Genomic DNA, 19,827 nt, shown 5'->3' with positions numbered 1-19,827 from the left:
CCGAAAGTGCCGTAAGAAAACGTGGTAGCAACAGGAATTTGCTGGATTGTAACTGTACATTTTACTGCTCTACCTGATATAACAGGGACATATCCTCTGCTGCCGTCGGGTAGAAGGTGTAGCCGCCAAACTTCTTGCTGACTGCTACGAGGTTCGCCGGATCTTCGATGTAAACGGCTGCCGCATCCTCTGCCAGGATCATCTGCGCCTTCTTGTAGTTTTCTACTTTTACATCGTCATCAACGGTTGTGTATGCTGTATTAAATACATCGTCGTACTCAGTGTTGGAGTAATGCATGAAGTTCTTCGCATCGTCTGTCACATATTTCTTGAGCCAGTCGCTCGGTGCCAGCGTTCCGTCAAAACCGATGACGGTCGCCTGGAAGTTGCCTCCCTTGTATACATCCTGCAGCCAGGTGCTCCACTCAACCTGATTTAAGGTCACGTTGATGCCGACCTGAGACAGCTCATCCGCGATGATCTGCGCGCTGTCTACGTGCTGGCTGTATGAGCTCGGAACGGTGATTTCCAGATCAAAGCCATCTGCGTATCCGGCATCTGCCAGAAGCTCTTTTGCCTTCTCCGGATCGTAGCTGTATACGGTCTCTGCTTCCGGCTCATAGTATTTCGACATTGCCGGGATCATATGGGAGCCGATGATGTGGCTCTTTCCGCCGAAAATAAAGTTGTTGATCGCATCGCGGTCTACCGCATAGCAGAGTGCCTGACGCACCTCTGTCTTGGAAAGCGGCTCGTAAGCGCTGTTTAAGTACATCGCATGGACGAGGTTCATGCTTCCCTGTACGATGTTGTAATCTTCATCGCCCAGTGTCTCCGCCTGTGCGGCGGTTAAATATTTCAGAATGTCGATGGTGCCTGCCTGCAACTCTACAAATGCGGTGTCCACATCGGCAATAAATTTAAATTCCACGCTGTCCAGGCTCGGAACGCCCTCCTGCCAGTAGCCGTCATATTTTTCCAGCTCCAGGTTCTGTCCCGGTGTGTAGGAAACATATTTGAATGGACCGGTACCGATCGGATTGCCTGCCGGGTCCTCGTTGGACTGCGGAATGATGGCAATTGTCATCATCGGAAGAAACTCTGAATAACTTTCTTTCAGGTTTACAACCAGTGTCTTGTCATCCTGCACCTCTACACTATCTACAAGCGAAGAAAAAGCGGAGGATTCGCCCTGAATCTCCGCATAACGATCGATGGAATATTTGACATCTTCGATGGTAACCGGTGTGCCGTCATGGAATGTGATGCCATCTCTCAATGTGAAAGTATAAGTCTTTGCATCATCGGAAATGGTGTAATCGCTGGCAACAGCCGGAATAAATCCGCCATCGGAAGTAGGCTTTACAAGCCCTTCGTACAAATTGAAAACCACGTCTCTAGTTCCTGCGTCCGTATCTACATGGGGGTCAAGACTAGCCAGGTCCTGCGTCATGCCATACACAACGCTGCCGCCTGGTACTGGTGTTCCTTCTGAAAGAGTATTACTGGTCTCTGCTTCGCTGGACTCGCCAGCTGCTTCTGAGGTACCTTCTGCTGTCTTGCTGCCTCCGCATGCACAGAGTGAAGCAGATAACAAAAGTGCCATTACGCCTGAAAGAAGCTGTTTCTTTTTCATATCTTTGTCCTCTCGAATTCGTAATAATCTCTCATTATTAAATTGTCCTAGCCATTATAGCAGATTTTCATAGAAAATCAACTTTTCCAGCATAATTTAGGACTTTCTCACTATCTTTTAGGATGTTTTTTGTTGAAATTTACGAATTGATCCGGCTCGAAACTGTCAAAAATAAAAACATCAAACTGTTTCCGGTGCCGGTTTAATTCGCCCTGGTTTTTAATCGTCCATGCCACCATCTTACATTTGTAGAAATAACGCAGCATTTCCACCGGAAGCGTGTTGCTGAACTGGCAGTTGTACGCAATGAAATCCGGTCTGCAAAATCCGTTCAGCATACAGTATGTAAGCATCTCCCGCACAATGACCGGCGTTTTCAATCCCTCGCCGCGGTGATTGGTCGCAAGCTGTCCGCGCAAAACATTTGGACGATGGCGCTTAAACCAGCCGAGTGCCAGCGGACTGAACGATTCGATGCAGTACTCACCCGGATAACGGTCTAAAAGCGCCGCACATTTCTCGCACAGCTCCCGATGGACAATCTCCGCTTTCAGCTCGATGATAAGCGGTGTGCGTCCATCCGCCAGTTCAAGCACTGTCTCAAAGGCTGGTATCGTCTGGGATGAACCAAACAAACGATAGCTTTGCAGCTCTTCAAAGGTACAGTCGCGTATCTTCCGGTCAACGCCCGCCGCCCGCTTCAGATCCCAGTCGTGAAATACGACCGGAACCCCATCTTTTGTCAGCTGTACATCCAGCTCGATCCCATATCCCATCTGGATCGCGCGCTCAAACGCCGGGAGCGAATTTTCCGGACATTCACTCCGGTTGTCATGAAATCCCCGGTGGGCGATGTATTGCCGCTCAAATGCCTGCATTCTCGCCTTCCGCCCCGTCTCCGGCAGCATACTGCAGTAAAACAGAGATAAGAGCGATATCGTCACCATCCCTGGAATTACGATTGTCATATGTAAATAGCCTCTTTTCTTTCGTCACACAACGGCTCTGCGCCGTCCTACTAATCTTCTATCTCCCAATGCACCTGGCTTCCACCATTTCCTTTTTTTACCACCAGCTTGTGTCCCATCTCCTCTTTCAGCTCCGTCACGTGGGAAATGATGCCGATCAAGCGTCTTCCTCCGGACAGCTCCTGCAGCACCTGAACCGCCCGCGTCCGTGATTCCTCATCCAGGGAACCGAATCCCTCATCAATGAACATCGCATCCACCTTCACGCTGCCTGCCGCATTCTGGATGACATCCGCCATGCCGAGCGCCATCGCAAGCGCCGCCAGAAAGGATTCTCCACCGGACAGCGTTTTGACGTCCCGGACCCGGTCAGTCACAAAGCTATAGACATCCAGGTCAAGTCCCACTTCTCCCTGTTTTCCCAGATCAGCCAGACCGCGGCATTGAAGTTCAAAGGTTCCTTTCGTCATCCGGCGCAGGCGGCGGTTAGCTGCCTGTATCATCTGGCGGAAATACTGGCGCTGTACATACGTCTGGAAATCGATCCGCGCCGCGCCGCTCAGTTTTCCGTCCGCCGTCTGGTAAAGCTCGCTGATCTGCTGTTTTTCCCGGTCAAGCTGCTCCCGTTCCTGCAGATACACCCGAAGTGCCGCATATGCATCCTCGTTGCGCGTCCGCACCGACATATGTTCCCGGTGAAGCCGCGACCAGCGCGTTTTTTCCTCTTCCCAGTGCCGGATCGCCTGCTGGATTTTTTCTTCCGGATCTGTTTCCGAATCTGCTTCCATATGTTCCCGGAGCGAAGATAAGCTTCCCTCCAGCTCCCGGCATTTTTCCCGGCACTCCTGTGCTTTCTTATCAGCCGCTGTCACCGCCTCTGCAAGTGTTTCCAGCTCCCGGCTGCGCTTCTCAAGCTCCACCCGGAGTGTCCGGCTGTCTTTCCACTCCAGCCGCTTCGAGAGTTCCTCCAGCTCATTACGTCTCGTCTGGCTCTCGATCGCCGCCTGCTGCACCTCACTTCTTTTAAGCTCCAGCGCAGCTTCCAGCTTCTTCTGTCCGGCTCCGTTCGCCTCCCGTTTCTGCCGGATCGTTTCTTCCATGGCAATCCGGTCAGTATAAGTGGTTTCCGCCTGCCTGCATCGCCGGATTTCCTGTGCCATCTGCCGGAGCTCCTTCTCCAGAGCATCCACATCCGGCTGGGCTGCCGGGCTGTCCTGATTTTGGCCGTACAGTTTTCCCTGGATCTCTATCCGCCGTCTGCTCTCATGTTCCAGCGAGATCTGCGCCTCCTGGCACGCCTCAGCGGCTGTCCTCTGCTTCTGATCGGCATCATCCCGCCCGGCACGCAGCGCTTCCACCTGTTCCTCCCGGATCGGCTCTGTCTCCAGACGGCAGGGAGCCGGGTGTTCCAGCGAGCCACAGACCGGGCACGGTTTTCCTTCCTGCAGCTCTGCCGCCAGAAGTCCCGCCTGCATCGCCAGAAAGCGGCAGGACGCGTCCTGATACAACTGATCTGACTGCTGGTACGCCCGCGCGGCTGCCTGAAATTTTTCCTGGCGTTTTTCCAGTGACTTTCTCCATGTCCGCTCCGCTTCACAGCATTTCCCTAACTCCTGCAAAACCGCCTGGCGCCGTTCCATCTGCTCCCGCCGTCCCCGGCATTCTGCCAGGGCAGCGCGCGCCTCTACCGCCTCCCGCTCCTGGTTTCGAAGTATTTCTTCCTGTGTACGGCACGTTTCCAGCTGATTCTGCATTTTTTTCAGGTTTTGGGTCAGAGCCGTCCGCTGATGTTCCAAAGTTTCATATGCCTGCCGTTTTTTCTCCTGCTCCGCATAGAGCGGAAGCGCATCCTGCATCCGCCGGATCTGATCCTCCAGCTCCGGTTTCCGGCTCTCATAGGCTGCGGCAGCTTCCCGGCGCCTAGCCTCCATCTCCCGTCCAAATGCTTCCAAACGGCTCTTTTCTTCCAGTACCCGTTTTTCCTTTTTCACAAGCTCCAGATGGTTCTGTCCGGCAGCAAGCTTCTGGATTGCATTCTCTTCCAGTCTCCCCGTCTCTTCCTCGAGCCTCCGGCTTTCCTCCGACAAATGATGCAGAAATGCAAGCAGTTCCGCTCCATTTGTCCGGTACCGCTCTTTCAAAGACTGCCATCTTTCTTCCCACTCCGAAGCTACCGCCTCCTCCGTCCTGGGAACCGTCACCTGCCGGATGACTTCCTCGCACCGGGTCTTGTTATCCTCCAGCCTTCCATACAGCGTCCGATCTGCCTCCCGCAGCTTCTGCTGGATTCTACCGTAGATCCCGGTATGGAAAATGCGCGAAAATATCTCTTTTCTTTCTTTGGAGGATGCATGGAGCAGACGGATGTATTCGCCCTGCGCGATCATCGCGATCTGCGAAAACTGATCGCGGTCCACGCCCACGATCGCCCGGATCTTCTCATCGATCTCACGGATCCGGCCGGACATCTCACTTCCATCCGGCAAAAGCAGAGACGCTTTCGGCGCCACACTCGTCGCCGTGTATGCGCCGTCCTTATTTTTCCGCTTGCTGAGGCGCGTGTATGCCGGACTGCGGCGGATCGTATAATCCTGCCCCTTATCCTCAAACGTCAGTTCCACCCAGGTCTCCGCGTCCTCCGGTGCATACTGGCTGCGAAGCATCGCGCCCTCTCTCCCGACGCCGCTCGCCGCCCCGTAGAGCGCAAACGAGATCGCGTCAAAGATCGTCGTTTTGCCTGCCCCCGTATCGCCCGTGATCAGGAACAATCCCGTCCCCGCCCGTTCGAAATCAATCTGCGTCACGCCCCCATAAGAGCCAAACGCCGACATTGTAAGCAGCTTCGGTTTCATATGCGTTCCTCCTCCTCTGCCTCTTCCACCATGCGCGCCAGAATCGTCTCCTGTTCCTCTGTCATCGGGCAGTGGCGCACCGCCTCATAAAAAGAGGCAAATGCCTGAAACGGCGTCACCGCCCCTGTTTCCTCCGGTTCTTCCTCCAGTCGTTTCCGCGTCCTCTCATTGTCCACCCGGATCTCCAAAATATGCGCAAATAACTCCTCCAGGCGCTCCCGGAAATCGTACATTTCTTTTTCGTCCGTCAGGACCACGCTCACATACGCGTCCGCGCGTCCGCTTCCATCCGGCATCTTTTCCATCGTATCTGAAAGCAGCTTGAGTTCTTCCAGTGTCCCCCGCACGCGCTTTACATCGGGATGGCAGAGAATCGGCAGACGGCGGATCTGAGGCTCACTTCCTTTTTCTCCCAGTTCCACCACCGTGATCCCCTTCTGATGGTGTTCTTCACTGATCGAATATTTGTACGGCGTCCCACAATAGCAAAACCGCTCCTGCCCTACCTTCTGTGCCCCATGGATATGCCCTAACGCCGCATATTCAAACGGTTCCAGCACCGACGCATCGATCGCATCCAATCCGCCGGAGGTCAGCACCGCCGTCTCCGAATCGCAGGTTTCCGGATTCTGACCGTTCCAGACAAAAAACTGGTGCGCCAGAACCACATTGCGCTCCTGCTTCCGGATCGTCTCCCGCGCTAGGAGTTTCTGGAATGCATCGGTATAACCATTGGTGTCAAACAAATGGCGCACATGACCCGGACGGATAAACGGTACCAGATAAAAATGAACCGGTCCCCACTCATCTGTAAGTGTGACCTGCTTTAAATACTCCGTCCGATCTGCCGGCGACAGCGCCGCGATATGGATCCGGTGGCGTGCCAGAAACGATGCGCCATACGCCAGCCGCTCCGGTGAATCGTGATTTCCCGCAATGATCAGGATCTCCGTCCCCGGACAGCGCCCGGATAGCTCGGTCAGAAACCAGTCAAAAAGCGTATACGCTTCCCCCGCCGGGACCGATTTATCATAAATATCTCCGCATATCAGAATCGCATCCGGCTTCTCTTCCTCCGCATATTTAAGTATCTGCAAAAACGCATTCTTCTGGCTCTCGCGCAGGCTATAGCCATTTAACATTTTCCCGATATGCAGATCAGAAAGATGAAATAGTTTCACGCAGGCACACCTCCTTTTTCTTTCTTTGATCCACTGTTTTTTTTGATTTCCAATTTTTTCCGCTTAAACATATAGACATTTTCCGGACATATATGGCAAAAAGCGCCGACACATCGAACCACTTCCCGTGCCAGCGCCTTTTTTGGTTACTGTGAACCGTTACCTTTTTCTGTTTTGTTCTTCACTCTTAATCCAGCTGGATCAATGCCATAAAGACCAGATCTTCATCTCCGGTATTGGCAATGCCATGACCACAGCCATCCGGCGTGAAGGTCTTATCGCCGACGGTAACCGGACGTTTCGTTCCATTATCATCGTACTCGCCCTGTCCCTTGATGATATAATACGTCTCGCTCTCGCCGTGGTGCTCATGATAGCCCAGAGAACATCCCGGTGCGATCGTTACCTCGGCAAACATCTTACATTTTGCATTTAACTCATTGTCATCCAGAATGTATTTTACAACTACCTGTCCTTTACCGCCGTTCGCATTTTCCTTAACAACTGTCTTCATGCTGCTTCCTCCTCATCCTGTGCCATTCTTTCAGATTCGTTCGACACTATTTTTCTATGGAGTATTATAAGCGATTTTTTCCTCAACTTCAAGCTCTCTACTTAAGGGCAATCCGCATTTGTTGCAGTTCACACTTTGTGCAAACTGCAACTGGATTTTGCCGATGCTTCGCATTCCAAATCGGCAAAATCTGCTGCCTTCAATACTTCGTACGGAATTTTCAGTTCAGAAAATTCCTACTTGCTAAGTTCAATCCGCATTTCTAACTCGCTGTACGGAATTGTTACCTCCGGGAATCCTTCCGCATACGATGCAATCTCATACGGCGCATAATAGAAAACCACGCCCGTCTCGCTCAGATAAAACGGCGATTCGTAGCTGATGCCGTCTGCCACCGTATGTTCCAGATCCTCCGGTGATTCAAAGGCAAAATTTGTCTTTTCCGCCAGCTCCCGGAATGCCGCACCAACCTTCGCCTGCAGCTCCTCCACCGGATTCTCAACCACATCGCTCAAAGACAGGCGTGCCCCCGTTTCCCGGTCAAAGACAAAATACTGGCGGAACGGCGTTCCGTGTGCGCCGCCCGTATATTCGTATCCATCCGCACGGACGCAGACATAATGATCATCCAGATACGTAATCGCGTCATCTCCGTCGATCGTAAGAGCCATCGAATAGATCGGCTGCGCTGCATCCGCCTCCTGCGGAAGTACCTCTTCCTCCGATCCGTCCGTTTCCGCTGTATCAATGCTCATCTCCGTATCAAGATTCATGGAATCCGTCCGCGCCGCCGACAGAACCGACGCCTGCAGCTCCTGCATCGTCTGGTTCATCGCCTCGACCGCATCGCCCTCTCCGTCAAATACCAGCCGTTCTGCGTACACACTTCCCAGCTCCCGGCTTCCATCCGCACTCTTTAACGTCTCCGACTGCGCCTCGACATGCCCCAGCTCCCGGATCGGAGACTGGAACAGAACCGGCTCTAACAACGTCACTTCCCCGCCTGCCGCATCATCCAGCGTTTTTTCGCCCAGATAAACGCCGTAATCCTTAAACTGCTGGCAGTATGCCTGATTTCCCGTCACATAAAAATTACCATACATAGAAAAATCATTCGTCATGCCCGGCTCTTCCTCGACCGTAAAAAGCGCATTCTGCGCCTCGGCGGCATTTGCCGCTGCATCTGCCTTAGCATCCGCCGCAATCCGCTTAAACGAATACTTTCCCGTGCTGATCTGGGACGCCTGATTTTCCATCAGGTACAAATATCCGTCCTGATACTGCACCAGGCTGATATTTTCCGCCGTCTCATATAAAAGCGTCCGTTTCTCCGGGTCAGAGACCTCATAGCGGTAACACTGCGTATTTCCATTGCCATCCCGAAGCAGGGCAAAAAATGCGTCCTTCGCAAACAGCACCGACGATGTATTCGTAATATCCGAAATCTCCCTCGGATGGCTGCCGTCCACATCCGCAATCACCAGGCAGGTTTCATTCTGCACCGGCATATACCCAAACTGTTCCGTATAATATGGAAGAATCCCATTAAACAGCTCGCTGCAGCCTGCCGGAATCTCCCCGTAGATCGTGTCTGACGGTGACAACTCTCCCGCTGTTTTGCCATTCTCATCGAGCGTATAAATGACATTCATGTTGTAACCCTTGACATACAGGCGGTTCTTTGACGCATAGAGCACCGACGGCTGATCCGTCAGATCCGCTAAATGCTCTTCCACACCGCTCTCCAAATCCAGCCGGTACAGCCCATAAAGCTCCGTGCCCTGTGTGCTGCCACTCTCCGCCTGTATCCGATCAAAATACAGCCCGCCTCCGTAGACCCAGAAGGTGCTGTTTTCATCTCCCGTGTCAAACTGGCAGAGCGTCTTCATCTCGCCTGTCTCCTTCGAAAGGGAACGGATCTCCGTGCGGTATTTGAGGTACAGCATGCCATTCTCCTCCAGCACCCGATCCGCCGCTCCGAGCGCCGTGCTGACCGCGCCCTCCGTTTCCTCTGCCGCCTGTGTCTGCGCTGTTGTCTCAGCCGCCGGTGATTTTTGGCACGCTGACAGGGCTGCCGAAGCAGCAATCAAAAACATCGAGGCCGCCAGCACTGCCCTATACCCTGTCTTTTTCTGAACCTTTTTTCTCTGGTTCTGCTCTGTTCTTCCCTGATTCTGTTTCATTTCTTCCCGTTTCCACTCTTTCTGAGCCATCCGTCCAAACTCCCCACACTTTTTCTATTTTTCATCGGACCTGCGTCCGCTTTTTCTTCTGAATACAGGCGGAAATGGTGAATCCATCCCCGCCTGTCATACAGTGTACCCTGTTTTTTTTGCAATGTCAAAAGGTGTTCCAATATATTAAGTTATATTAATGAAACTGTAAGATTACAGTGCGCGGGTCTTTGACACCTGCATACCAGCTTTATGAGGCAATCGGCATTCCTACTGCAAATTATCCGGTCCGAATCCCATTGGCAGAAGCTCCGCCAGTGTATAGACCTTATATTCCTTCACGGAACGTGCCAGAATGATCTGAAATCTATCATCCTGGCAGAATTCCTTCATCACCTGACGACACACGCCACAGGGCGCACACCAGTCAAATTCCGAAGCTCCTTCCGGGCCTCCCACAACTGCAATCGCTGTGAAGCTGCGTTCACCCTCACTGACTGCCTTAAAAAAGGCAGTGCGTTCCGCGCAGTTTGTCGGTGTATAGGCCGCATTTTCAATATTGCAGCCACAGTAAATCCCGCCTTTTTCAGTCAGCAGAGCCGCCCCCACCTGAAAATGAGAATAGGGTGTATAGGCCATTTTCCGTGCTGCGAATGCTTCCTCGATGAGTGTTTCTATCCTCTCATTATTCATTCTTCGCATCCTCCTGAATCAAGATACGGATGGCTTCCACCGCTGTCCGGATTGCTGCCTCTGTATCATGGGCCTGTTCATTGGACAGGCCTTTTTTCGCACGCTCCTGATTAGCCAGAACCAGGAAGCAGGCACCTACACGCACCCGAAGGAAGCTGCCTGCGATAAACAATGCTGCTGACTCCATCTCCGATGCCAGGCATCCCATCCGAAGCCACGCCTGCCACTTATTTTCAAGCTCGTAGCTGACCGGCATCACCTCCGGCTCATGCTGTCCAAAGAAGGAATCCTTCGACTGTACAACGCCCGCATGACAGCGGAACTTCAGATTCTTCGCTGCACGGATCATGGCATTCATAACATCCACATGGGGAACAGCCGGGTACTCAATGGGAGCGTACTCTCTGCTGGTTCCTTCCATGCGGATAGCTCCGCTTGCAACTACGATATCTCCGCCAAGTACATCCTCCTGCATACCGCCACAGGTGCCCACACGCAGAAAAGTATGGGCTCCGCACTTGGATAACTCCTCGATAGCGATAGCCGCTGACGGACCACCGATGCCGGTTGACGTCACACTGACTTTTACCCCATCGATGGTTCCCGTATATGTGGTATATTCACGATTATCCGCAACTAACACCGGATTTTCAAAATGTTCTGCTATCTTCTTGCATCGCTTGGGGTCCCCCGGCATGATGACATATCCACCGATATCCTCCGGACCGATTCCTGTGTGGTACTGTTTTCCCGTTCCTTCTGTATAATCAACCATATAATCGCCGCCTTTCTGTTTTTAACTTCAAGTCCAATGTCATTTATTTTATCTGATCCAGAATAGAAGTTCCGATGGTTCCCTCCGGCATCTTGACACCGAAATTGTCCGCAATAGTCGCACCGATGACAGCAAAGGTGTCACTGGTATCAAGCTTCCCACTTTCCGTATCCGATGGTGAATACGCAATAAACGGGACCTGCTCTCTCGTATGATCCGTTCCCTTGTAGGTTGGATCATTTCCATGATCCGCCGTCAGAATCAGCAGATCGTCCTCACGGAGCAGCGGCAGAAGCTCTCCCAGCTTTTTATCAAATTTTTCGATCTCTTCCCCGTATCCCACTGGATTTCTGCGATGTCCCCATAACGCATCAAAATCTACCAGATTGGTAAAGCAAAGTCCCTTGAAATCCCGCTTTGCGATATCGATGGTCTGCTGCATGCCATGCACGCTGCTGTCGGAATGATTGCTTTCTGTTATCCCTTCTCCCACAAAGATATCGTTAATCTTTCCAACGGAAATCACATCATATCCGGCATCCTTCAGGGCATTCAGCGCCGTCGGTCCGGTGGGTTTCAAAGCATAATCATGGCGATTACTTGTCCGTTTGAATTCGCCGCGCTTTTTGCCCACATAGGGTCTTGCGATAACACGGCCAACTCTCCACTCATCCCGCATAGTCAGTTCTCTGGCAATCTCACAGTAATGATACAAGGTCTCAAGTCCCATGGTTTCCTCATTGCCACAGATCTGAAGCACAGAATCCGCTGATGTATAGACAATCAGCTTTCCTTCATTCACTTCCTGTTCACCCAGCTCCTCCAGAATCTCCGTTCCGCTGGCTGCCTTATTGCCGATTATCTTTCTGCCGCAGCGCTTTTCCAGTTCGTCAATCAGTTCCTTGGGAAATCCATGTTCTGTAAATGTGATAAATGGCTTATCCGTCCGGATGCCCATCATCTCCCAATGACCGGTCATGGTATCCTTGCCGTTGCTTGCCTCATTCATCGCCATAAAATATCCTTCCGGATGTTCTGCCGGCTTTACCTGCTTAAGGGCCTTGAGATTGGCAAGCCCCAATCTCTGCAGATTCGGAATATCCAGATGTTCCACTGTTTCTGAGATGTGCCCCAGCGTATCCGCACCGGCATCATCAAATCTGGCTGAATCCGCCATGGGCCCGATGCCAAGGGAATCCAGTACGATTACAAATACACGATTAAAACGCATATCACTCACCCTTTCTACTAATTTTTGCTATATTTGATAGTTTACTTTTTTACACTCTCACACAGTCGCGGGTGATTTCAGCAAGGGAAGATACTCCGCACATAGCCATGGTATCTGCAAGCTCACTTCCGATCTTCTGAATATAAGCTTCGACCCCTTCTCGGCCTCCGCCATAGACAGCTGTGACGAAAGGTCTGGCTATGATAACCGCATCTGCCCCCAATGCCAATGCTTTAAATACATCGGTACCGGAACGGATTCCGCCATCCACGAAGATTTTCATGGAACCGTCCACTGCCGTTGCTATTTCTTCCAGAACCTCTGCCGTTGCCGGGCACTGATCCAGGACTCTTCCTCCATGGTTAGATACCACGATGGCTGCCGCACCGGCCTCTTTAGCCTTCAAAGCGCCTTTTACCGTCATAATACCCTTTACAATAAAAGGGACTCCTGCTGCCTTCACGATCTCACGAAGCTCCTCCACTGATTTACTCCCGGCCGGCGGATTGAAATTTTTCAAAAATGGAAGGCCAGCCGCATCGATATCCATGGCAGCCGCGAAAGCACCTGCATCCTTGACAAGCGCCATCTTTTCACGAACCATCTCCACATTCCATGGCTTCACTGTAGGAATTCCCAGTCCCCCTGCCTTTTTGATGGCTTCCGTGGCAGCCACCATCACATTGCTGTCCATTCCGTCTCCTGTAAAAGCAGCAATTCCAAACTCTGCACAGGAAGAAACTAATATATCATTGTAAGAAACATCATTCAGTGAATCGCCGTAATGCATATTCACGGCTCCCACCGGACCTGCAAAAAAAGGATACTGAAAATTCTTTCCAAACAACGAAAGAGAGGTATCGATGGGACGTTTCTCCACCAGTGTATCCATCTGGACACGGATGTCCTTCCATTTGTCATAATTCCGAATCGCCGTATCTCCGATTCCTTTGGCTCCCGGACCCGGCATCTGATTCTTGCAGGCTCTTCCGTTGCATTCCGGACAGGCCTTGCAGTAATTGCCCATTTTTCCTCTTGCCAGTTCTATACATTCTGCATAATTCATTAATCTGGTTACCTCCCTGTCACTTTCATGTGGTCTCGAAATCCTTTTGTACTTGATTCTGCGAGAAATTTTTTGACAGCTGCATCATTTCCGGTAAGCAGCTGTCCACCGCTCAAAACAACCATTTCACATATGATATAATAAAAACCTATCCCTTCTTCGACCTCTTCTCAAATCCATGCACCCAATTTCCCCTTAAAAACAAAAACAGGAAAATCACGGAACTGATGCTCCAGGTCAGTGGGTATGCCCAGAATATGACCCGGATATCCGGAATCAGACGCACTGCCAGTGTGATGTAGCTGACCCGGAACAGACACCATACACAGAGCAGAACAATCATGGGCACGGCAGCATTGCCGGAACCCCGGAGTACAGCTGCGATACAGTGAGTAAATGCCAATAAACAATAAAACAACGCAATGGTTCTGGACTGCATCACCCCATAATGTATCACATCCGGATCACGGTTGAATGCTGCAATCAGCACCGGTGCCGCCGTATATATGGTGATACCAATCAATTCTGCAATGAAGATGGAGCAGAGGATACCGAACTTCGCACCTTTCTTTGCTCTGTCATACTGCTTTGCCCCAAGATTTTGTCCCACAAAGGTAGTTATCGCCATAGTAAAGCAGGTCACCGGCAGGAAGGCAAAGCCTTCTACCTTAGAATAAGCTCCGCAGCCTGCCATGGCCATTTTACCGAATGCATTGATGTTGGACTGTACAAACACGTTGGCTATGGCAATGACTGAGTTCTGGAAACCGGAAGGTACACCATTCTGAATAATCTGCCTCAGCATATGTCTGTCAAAACAAATCTTCCTAAGCTCCAGCCGGTAATCTTCCTTCACCCGCATCAGATGCACCATACAGAGAATCGCGCTGACAAACTGGGATATAGCCGTTGCCAGGGCTGCCGATCCCACTCCCATGCCAAGTCCTGCGATAAAGAAGATATCCAGCACCACATTCACACAGGAGGAAATAATCAGATAGATCAGCGGATGGCGGCCGTCCCCCACCGACTGCAGGATTCCCACGAAAATATTGTACATGACTACACCCAGAGAACCTGCAAAATAGGTTTGAAAATATACAATCGATTCCGGAAGTACATCTGCCGGTGTTCCCATCAGTACCAGAATCTTCGGTGCCAGATACATTCCCGCAGCCGTCAGTGTGATTCCGGCCACCAGACCGAAGGCTGTGGTTGTATGAATCGCTCTCTGGAGATAATCCTTGTTTTTCGCCCCATAATACCTGGCAATTACCACACCGGCTCCCATGGCAATACCGTTAATAAAACCTACCATCAGAAAAATCAGATTTCCCGACGAACTGACTGCCGCCAGCGCATTGCTGCCAAGATAATTACCTACAATCAGGGAATCCGCTGTATTATACAGCTGCTGAAACAGATTCCCCAGAAACAATGGTATGGCAAATAAAATAATCTTCTTAGAGATACTTCCCTCTGTCATCCTCGTTTTGCTTTCAGCCCCCATAAAACCCCCAAAATTAATCATATTTATGCACACAGTCGATGACTATTCATCGCCCCTCTGCACGCATATGTTCTCGATCTCATTATAGCCGACTGCCAGCAAATTCTCAATACTTCTTGCGCTGAGGGTGTAGCCCATTGGCTGTGATTAACAGTGCTAATCGGAACACATCGTTTTTATGTTTCTTTATATTTTTGCTGTCAACCTGATCTCCATTTAACTTGCGTTCTTTTAAATCCAGCCACGCTTTCGCCTTAAATGGTATCAGGCAAGTCGGACTTAATACCGGAATGCCATCAACCATCTTTTGTCCGGTTTTTAGCAACTCATAATACGCTTCATTTAAAAGGATTGCCGACAAACTAGATATTTCATCATCTATCAGAAGCGGGGTGAGAACTGCATCATCTTCCAATATAATGAAATCCGGATTTTTGGAAAATATTTCTATCATATTAAGCAAAATTTCCACTCGATGAGTGGAAATTCTACAATACGTGAACTACTTCTTGAATTTATATTTTCCTTTTCCATGACCGGATACTGGTTCAATAATGTCTGCCTTTACCAAATTGGAAAGAAGTTTTGAAGCACCTGAACCTTTCAGCTCAAGAAGCTCCATAACTGCACTTCTTCCAAACACCTCATCAAAGCCAAACTTCTCAAAAAGTCTATGGATATGAATCGTCGTTTTTGCCGAGAAATCACTACTTTTTTCGAAAAATAAACTTTCAATATCCACTTTTTTGTCCCCAATGTCCACTTTTTCTTCGTTCAAAAGTTCACTTATATGAAGATTTCGATTATGAAGCTCATTTTTCTCGTTCAAAAGCAAATTTCTGAGAAATGCTTCCAAATACTCTGTTGTTTCGTGAATGCCTTTTTGCAGGTTCGTATAGTTTGCACGCACAAGTGCATTTCTGAAATACCAGGCATTTTCTGCAAAAATATCATTGGTTACAGAGAACCCAAGCGTCCTTAAATATTTGATGAAGAACACTGCTGTTGTTCTCGTATTGCCTTCCCCGAAGATATGGATTTGCCATAACCTTGAAACAAATACCGCAAGATGATGGATAATCTCGTCCATTGAAAGCCCTTTATAGCTAAAATCCTTCTCCTGCGAAAAATCATATTCAAGTGTGGCTCTCAGTTCTGAAGCACTGCCATACATAACAGTTGCCCCATCAAGCACCCATTCTTTCTTTGTAATGTTGTAATCTCTAATCTTTCCGGCGTGTTTATAAATACCCTGAAAGAGTTTACGGTGGATAGATACATACTCGTTTGGCGAAAATGAAAACGCTGTTTCAGAAAGAATTTCTGCGATACGGGACGAAACCTTATCTGCTTCTTCGGTACGCTCATCATCCGACAAATGCACTGGTCTTTCTTCATAGTAGCTATCAATAAGACTTTGTGCTTCTTTCATCGTGATTTTGCCTTCAATATTCTGAATGGCGGTATCAATCAGATATTTAGATGGTTTGAGTCCGTCCACCGCCTGAAGTCCGATTGCTGTACTCCAAGCATATCCCTTATGAGCTTTATCCGGTTCAGACTCCCTCAAATATTCCTTAAACGGGTCTTTTTCCATATCCACTACCTCGCTTCATAGTCTTATAATTCTATCTTCTGTAAGATTGAACGTGCTATCTAAAAGAGTAAGTTGTTGATTATCATTTTTAACAAAAGACATATGGATCACCTCACAAAATCTTACCTATATTTTACCAGAAAATCCAATGTTTTTATATATCGTGTTAAATTTTTAAGGTACAAATTTATATCAAAGGGACTTATTTCACAGCCCCTAATTTTTTCTAATTCAAATTTCTTATATGATATATCAAAATAATACCCGAACCGAATTTTTTGACATTCACCGCACTGAATTACCTGATTCTCTACAAGAACCCCGAGGCAGCCGCCCGATATTTTTTATCCGGTGGCTACCTCGTTCCAATCATTCTTATCCGAAACACTACCAAAACAATTCTTTCTGTACTTTATATTCCAAAAACATTGTTTTTCTAATCTTTATGATTATCGCTCTAAAATCGTATACTTCTTCTCCAGGCGAACCGGATGCATACTCTCTTTCGTCCGCCTGAGATTTTCAAGTCCCATATCGTCTTCCCGGTTTACAAATTCCACCTCCGGATAAACGTGCGTTAAAAATTCTTTTTCCAGGTAATTATAAAGCCCGCGTAACTCCAGATTCGCCTTTTCCACATGGGTAACAGTCATATTTCTCTCCTGATTCATCGTTCCCATCGAAAATGCTTCCAGAGTTCCTCCTATCCGGACTCCCGCCATCGTGATCCCCGCCTCGCGTCCAAAACGGATTGTCTCAAAGATCCCCTGCTCTTCGCTGTCCAGCCGGTTCAGATCATCGTCGCTCTCCTTATTCTTAGACCAGCGTTCCAGAAACGTCCGTATCTCGCCCTCATCCTCCGGATTCAGGATCACAAACTCTGCCGTTTCCCCGTAATCCCGACGGAATCGCGAAATCCGGTTTTTCATTTTTGAATATTTTCTTCCGGGAAGAACACGCATTTCTTCCCCGGAATAAATATAGTCAAAGCTGTCCCGATCCTCCAGCACCTCATAGTGCTCCGGATCCGGACGAATCACTCCAAGCGCCGCCTCATCCACCAGATACATATGCATTTTCACACCGATTGCTGTGAAATATGCCTGCAGACGGTCAAAGTTTTCCCGCATATGCCCCAGGCCGCAGACCGGGACCATCGTCGCCTGCTCATCATAATCGATCTTCTGAAGCCACACAAGCCCCTTTTCGTCCGCATAGTATTTTGTCTCATAATAAGGTCTCCAGAGCAGATGATAAGCAAAATGGGATTCTGCACAGTCCGTCGGGCGCAGCGAAAAATACGGCTGCAGACCAATCAGCTTCTCCGGTGTCAATGGTTCAAATTTTATCATGCGTTGCTCTCCTCCCCTGCATCTACTTTCTCACCAAAGAGGAAGAAAAGTACAGCTGCGGCAAAAATCACGCCGCCCGCGATCGTCAGTCCCACTGTCACTCCATTGACATAGATAATGCCGAAAATAAAAGAACCAAATACCTGTGACATGTTTTCAAACAGGCTGTAAACCCCCATCGCTTTGTCGTACCCATACGCCTGTACTTCCTTCATATCTGTATAGTAAGTAGACTGCGCCGGAAGTCCATAGCTGTCGGAAGCTCCTAAAAGGACCAGAAGTACCATCAAAGTCGAGATTCCCGGCCAGACTGCGTAAATCAAAAATGCCCCCGCATAGAGTACCGCTGCCAGCGCCAATGAACCCTTCTGCCCCAGCCTGCGCGTCAGCTGTTTCGTCAGGAAGCCGCCCAGACAGATGATGCATACACCGTTCAGCAGATATGAATATCCGATATTGGTCTCTGAAATTCCTAAGTTTTCACCCAGCAGCGGGTACAGGTAGGCAAGAAAATAGCCGCCTGCAACCACCGGAATCCGAATCTTATATTTAATTTATAATCACACCTCCAGCTTCCGCTTCTTTGCCAGCTTCTTCATCTCCTCCGCATTCTGCCGCACAGTCTCGGTGATCTCTGCGCCGCCCAGCAGTCTCGCAAGCTCGTCCACCATCGCCTCGCGGTCTAAGGCGCGGATGGAGGTTGCCGTCCGTCCATCGGACGCAGATTTGCGGATCTCGAAGTGCTGGTCCGCCATCGCCGCGATCTGCGGCAGGTGCGTGATGCAGATGACCTGACGGCATTTGGAGAGGATCCGCAGCTTCTCCGATACCATCTGTGCAGTCCGCCCGCTGATACCGGTGTCAATCTCATCAAAAATCAACGTTGGAACCTGATCGGTCTCCGCCAGCACCGTCTTGATTGCCAGCATGATACGCGACAGCTCACCGCCGGACGCCACCATACCGAGCGGCCGAACCGGTTCGCCCGGATTCGTGGAAATCAGAAATTCCGGCTCGTCGATACCGCCCGCCGTGAAATGATCCAGCCGCCTAAACTCCATCTCAAACTGCACATCAAGGAAATTCAGTTCCCGAAGCCCGTCTGCGATCTTCTCCACCAGCTCCCCGGCAAACTGCTTACGCGCTGCTGACAATGCCTCGGAATGTTCTTTCAGTACTGCTTCCGCCTGTTCCAGTTCTTTTTCCGCTCGTTCCCGAAGTTCATCGTAATTCTCCAGTTCCTGCAGTCGCGCTTTCTTTTCTTCCAACGCCTGAAGTACCTCCGGGATCGTCTTCCCATACTTGGTTTCCAGGCTCCGGATCAGGTCAAGCCGCTCCTGTGTCTCCTGAAATGCCGCTTCGTCAAAGGTCATATCGTCCATATATCCGGCGATCTCCCTGGAAAGATCCGAAAGAAGGGAATCTACATCGCACAGCTCGTCACGGATCCCCTTCAATCCCTCGTCAAATGCCATCGCACCATCGATCTCACGGAACGCCCGCGACACCGCATCGCCGGACACCGCGTCATATGCCTGTGAAAGACTCTCAGCGATCCGTCTGGCATTGGAAAACCGCTTAAAATCGGCTGCCACCTTTTCCTCTTCGCCATCCTTTAACGCGGCATTTTCAATCTCCTCGATCTCAAACCGGCAGAAATCCATCTCCCGCAGTCTCGTCTCCTGATCGGATGCAAATGCGGCACATTTCTGTTTTAACTGCATATACAAGCGATAGGCAGCTTCCGTATTCTGTTTGAATGGGAGAAGTTTCTCCCCGCCATACGCATCGAGGATTTCCAGATGTTTTGACGCATTCACCAGCGACTGGTGTTCATGCTGTCCGTGCAGATCGATCAGAAGACCCGTGATCTCCCGCAGCCTTGCAGCCGTTACCGTCTCGTCGTTGATGCGACTGATGCTCCGGGTCGGTGTGATTTTCTTAGAAATGATTAAAATTCCCTCTTCATCAGGGTAAACATCGTGTTCCTTCAGCTGCTCGCGCTTTCTCTCATCATCGATGGAAAAAACCAGTTCAATGTAGGCGCTGTCGCAGCCCCGGCGGATCATCTCTTTCGGTGCTTTTCCGCCCAGCGCGATCTGGACCGAACCGATGATGATCGATTTTCCGGCTCCCGTCTCACCGGTCAGAATGTTGAGTCCGTCCCCGAACTCCACCTCCGCCGAATCGATCAGAGCCAGATTTTTCACTCGTAAATGATAAAGCATCCGCTTTCCGTTCCTCCTTATCAGCGGTTCCCGCAAAAAATGCGTGAACC

At 50.0% G+C, this 19,827-nt stretch carries 16 protein-coding genes; all 16 read right to left on the bottom strand.

The window, feature by feature from the left end; all coding sequences use genetic code 11:
- Nucleotides 1–61: 61 nt before the first annotated feature.
- The 16 genes from DWV73_RS08400 to recN all read right to left on the bottom strand — a co-directional run bounded on the left by DWV73_RS08400 (nt 62) and on the right by recN (nt 19,777).
- Nucleotides 62–1,636 carry an ABC transporter substrate-binding protein gene (locus DWV73_RS08400; protein ID WP_117796409.1) on the bottom strand — a complete coding sequence of 525 codons (1,575 nt, stop codon included), beginning with the start codon at nt 1,634–1,636 and terminating at the stop codon, nt 62–64.
- A 110-nt stretch (nt 1,637–1,746) separates the two neighbouring features.
- Nucleotides 1,747–2,604, bottom strand: coding sequence for a glycerophosphodiester phosphodiesterase family protein (locus DWV73_RS08395; protein WP_117796408.1), 858 nt, complete (start codon nt 2,602–2,604; stop codon nt 1,747–1,749).
- Between the two features lie 50 nt (nt 2,605–2,654).
- On the bottom strand, nt 2,655–5,456 hold the full coding sequence (locus DWV73_RS08390; RefSeq protein ID WP_117796407.1) for an SMC family ATPase: 2,802 nt from the start codon (nt 5,454–5,456) through the stop codon (nt 2,655–2,657).
- Complete coding sequence (locus tag DWV73_RS08385) at nt 5,453–6,637, bottom strand: exonuclease SbcCD subunit D (protein ID WP_117796406.1); 1,185 nt, start codon at nt 6,635–6,637, stop codon at nt 5,453–5,455. The genes DWV73_RS08390 and DWV73_RS08385 overlap by 4 nt, the downstream gene beginning before the upstream one ends.
- 187 nt (nt 6,638–6,824) lie before the next feature.
- Nucleotides 6,825–7,151: a cupin domain-containing protein gene (locus tag DWV73_RS08380; protein ID WP_107000176.1), complete on the bottom strand. Its 327-nt coding sequence runs from the start codon at nt 7,149–7,151 to the stop codon at nt 6,825–6,827.
- 236 nt (nt 7,152–7,387) lie between these two features.
- Nucleotides 7,388–9,364 (bottom strand): RsiV family protein, encoded by a 1,977-nt coding sequence (locus tag DWV73_RS08375; RefSeq protein WP_117796405.1) that lies wholly within the window; start codon nt 9,362–9,364, stop codon nt 7,388–7,390.
- 231 nt (nt 9,365–9,595) lie between these two features.
- Nucleotides 9,596–10,018, bottom strand: a complete 423-nt coding sequence (gene cdd / locus DWV73_RS08370) for a cytidine deaminase (RefSeq protein ID WP_117796404.1) — start codon at nt 10,016–10,018, stop codon at nt 9,596–9,598.
- Nucleotides 10,011–10,793 (bottom strand): uridine phosphorylase, encoded by a 783-nt coding sequence (udp, locus tag DWV73_RS08365; RefSeq protein ID WP_022359925.1) that lies wholly within the window; start codon nt 10,791–10,793, stop codon nt 10,011–10,013. The genes cdd and udp overlap by 8 nt, the downstream gene beginning before the upstream one ends.
- 43 nt (nt 10,794–10,836) lie before the next feature.
- A complete protein-coding gene (locus DWV73_RS08360) occupies nt 10,837–12,024 on the bottom strand; it encodes a phosphopentomutase (protein ID WP_117796403.1) in 1,188 nt (395 codons plus the stop codon).
- 49 nt (nt 12,025–12,073) lie between these two features.
- A complete protein-coding gene (locus tag DWV73_RS08355; protein WP_117796402.1) occupies nt 12,074–13,090 on the bottom strand; it encodes an alpha-hydroxy-acid oxidizing protein in 1,017 nt (338 codons plus the stop codon).
- A gap of 148 nt (nt 13,091–13,238) precedes the next feature.
- On the bottom strand, nt 13,239–14,576 hold the full coding sequence (locus tag DWV73_RS08350) for an MATE family efflux transporter (RefSeq protein ID WP_347472257.1): 1,338 nt from the start codon (nt 14,574–14,576) through the stop codon (nt 13,239–13,241).
- Nucleotides 14,577–14,706: 130 nt separating this feature from the next.
- Entirely contained in the window at nt 14,707–15,054 is a 348-nt protein-coding gene (locus tag DWV73_RS08345) for a hypothetical protein (protein WP_117796400.1), read from the bottom strand.
- Between the two features lie 48 nt (nt 15,055–15,102).
- Complete coding sequence (locus tag DWV73_RS08340; protein ID WP_117796399.1) at nt 15,103–16,197, bottom strand: Fic family protein; 1,095 nt, start codon at nt 16,195–16,197, stop codon at nt 15,103–15,105.
- A 449-nt stretch (nt 16,198–16,646) separates the two neighbouring features.
- Nucleotides 16,647–17,549 (bottom strand): phosphatidylglycerol lysyltransferase domain-containing protein, encoded by a 903-nt coding sequence (locus DWV73_RS08330; RefSeq protein WP_117796398.1) that lies wholly within the window; start codon nt 17,547–17,549, stop codon nt 16,647–16,649.
- Nucleotides 17,546–18,079 carry an MFS transporter gene (locus DWV73_RS08325; RefSeq protein ID WP_181986235.1) on the bottom strand — a complete coding sequence of 178 codons (534 nt, stop codon included), beginning with the start codon at nt 18,077–18,079 and terminating at the stop codon, nt 17,546–17,548. The genes DWV73_RS08330 and DWV73_RS08325 overlap by 4 nt, the downstream gene beginning before the upstream one ends.
- A 30-nt stretch (nt 18,080–18,109) precedes the next feature.
- Entirely contained in the window at nt 18,110–19,777 is a 1,668-nt protein-coding gene (recN, locus tag DWV73_RS08320) for a DNA repair protein RecN (protein WP_117796396.1), read from the bottom strand.
- Nucleotides 19,778–19,827 lie beyond the last annotated feature (50 nt).

Source organism: Clostridium sp. AF12-41, assembly GCF_003461685.1.
Lineage (GTDB): Bacteria > Bacillota > Clostridia > Lachnospirales > Lachnospiraceae > Otoolea > Otoolea fessa.
The sequence above is the reverse complement of the archived record's forward strand: the minus strand, read 5'-3'. Positions and strand labels throughout refer to the sequence as shown.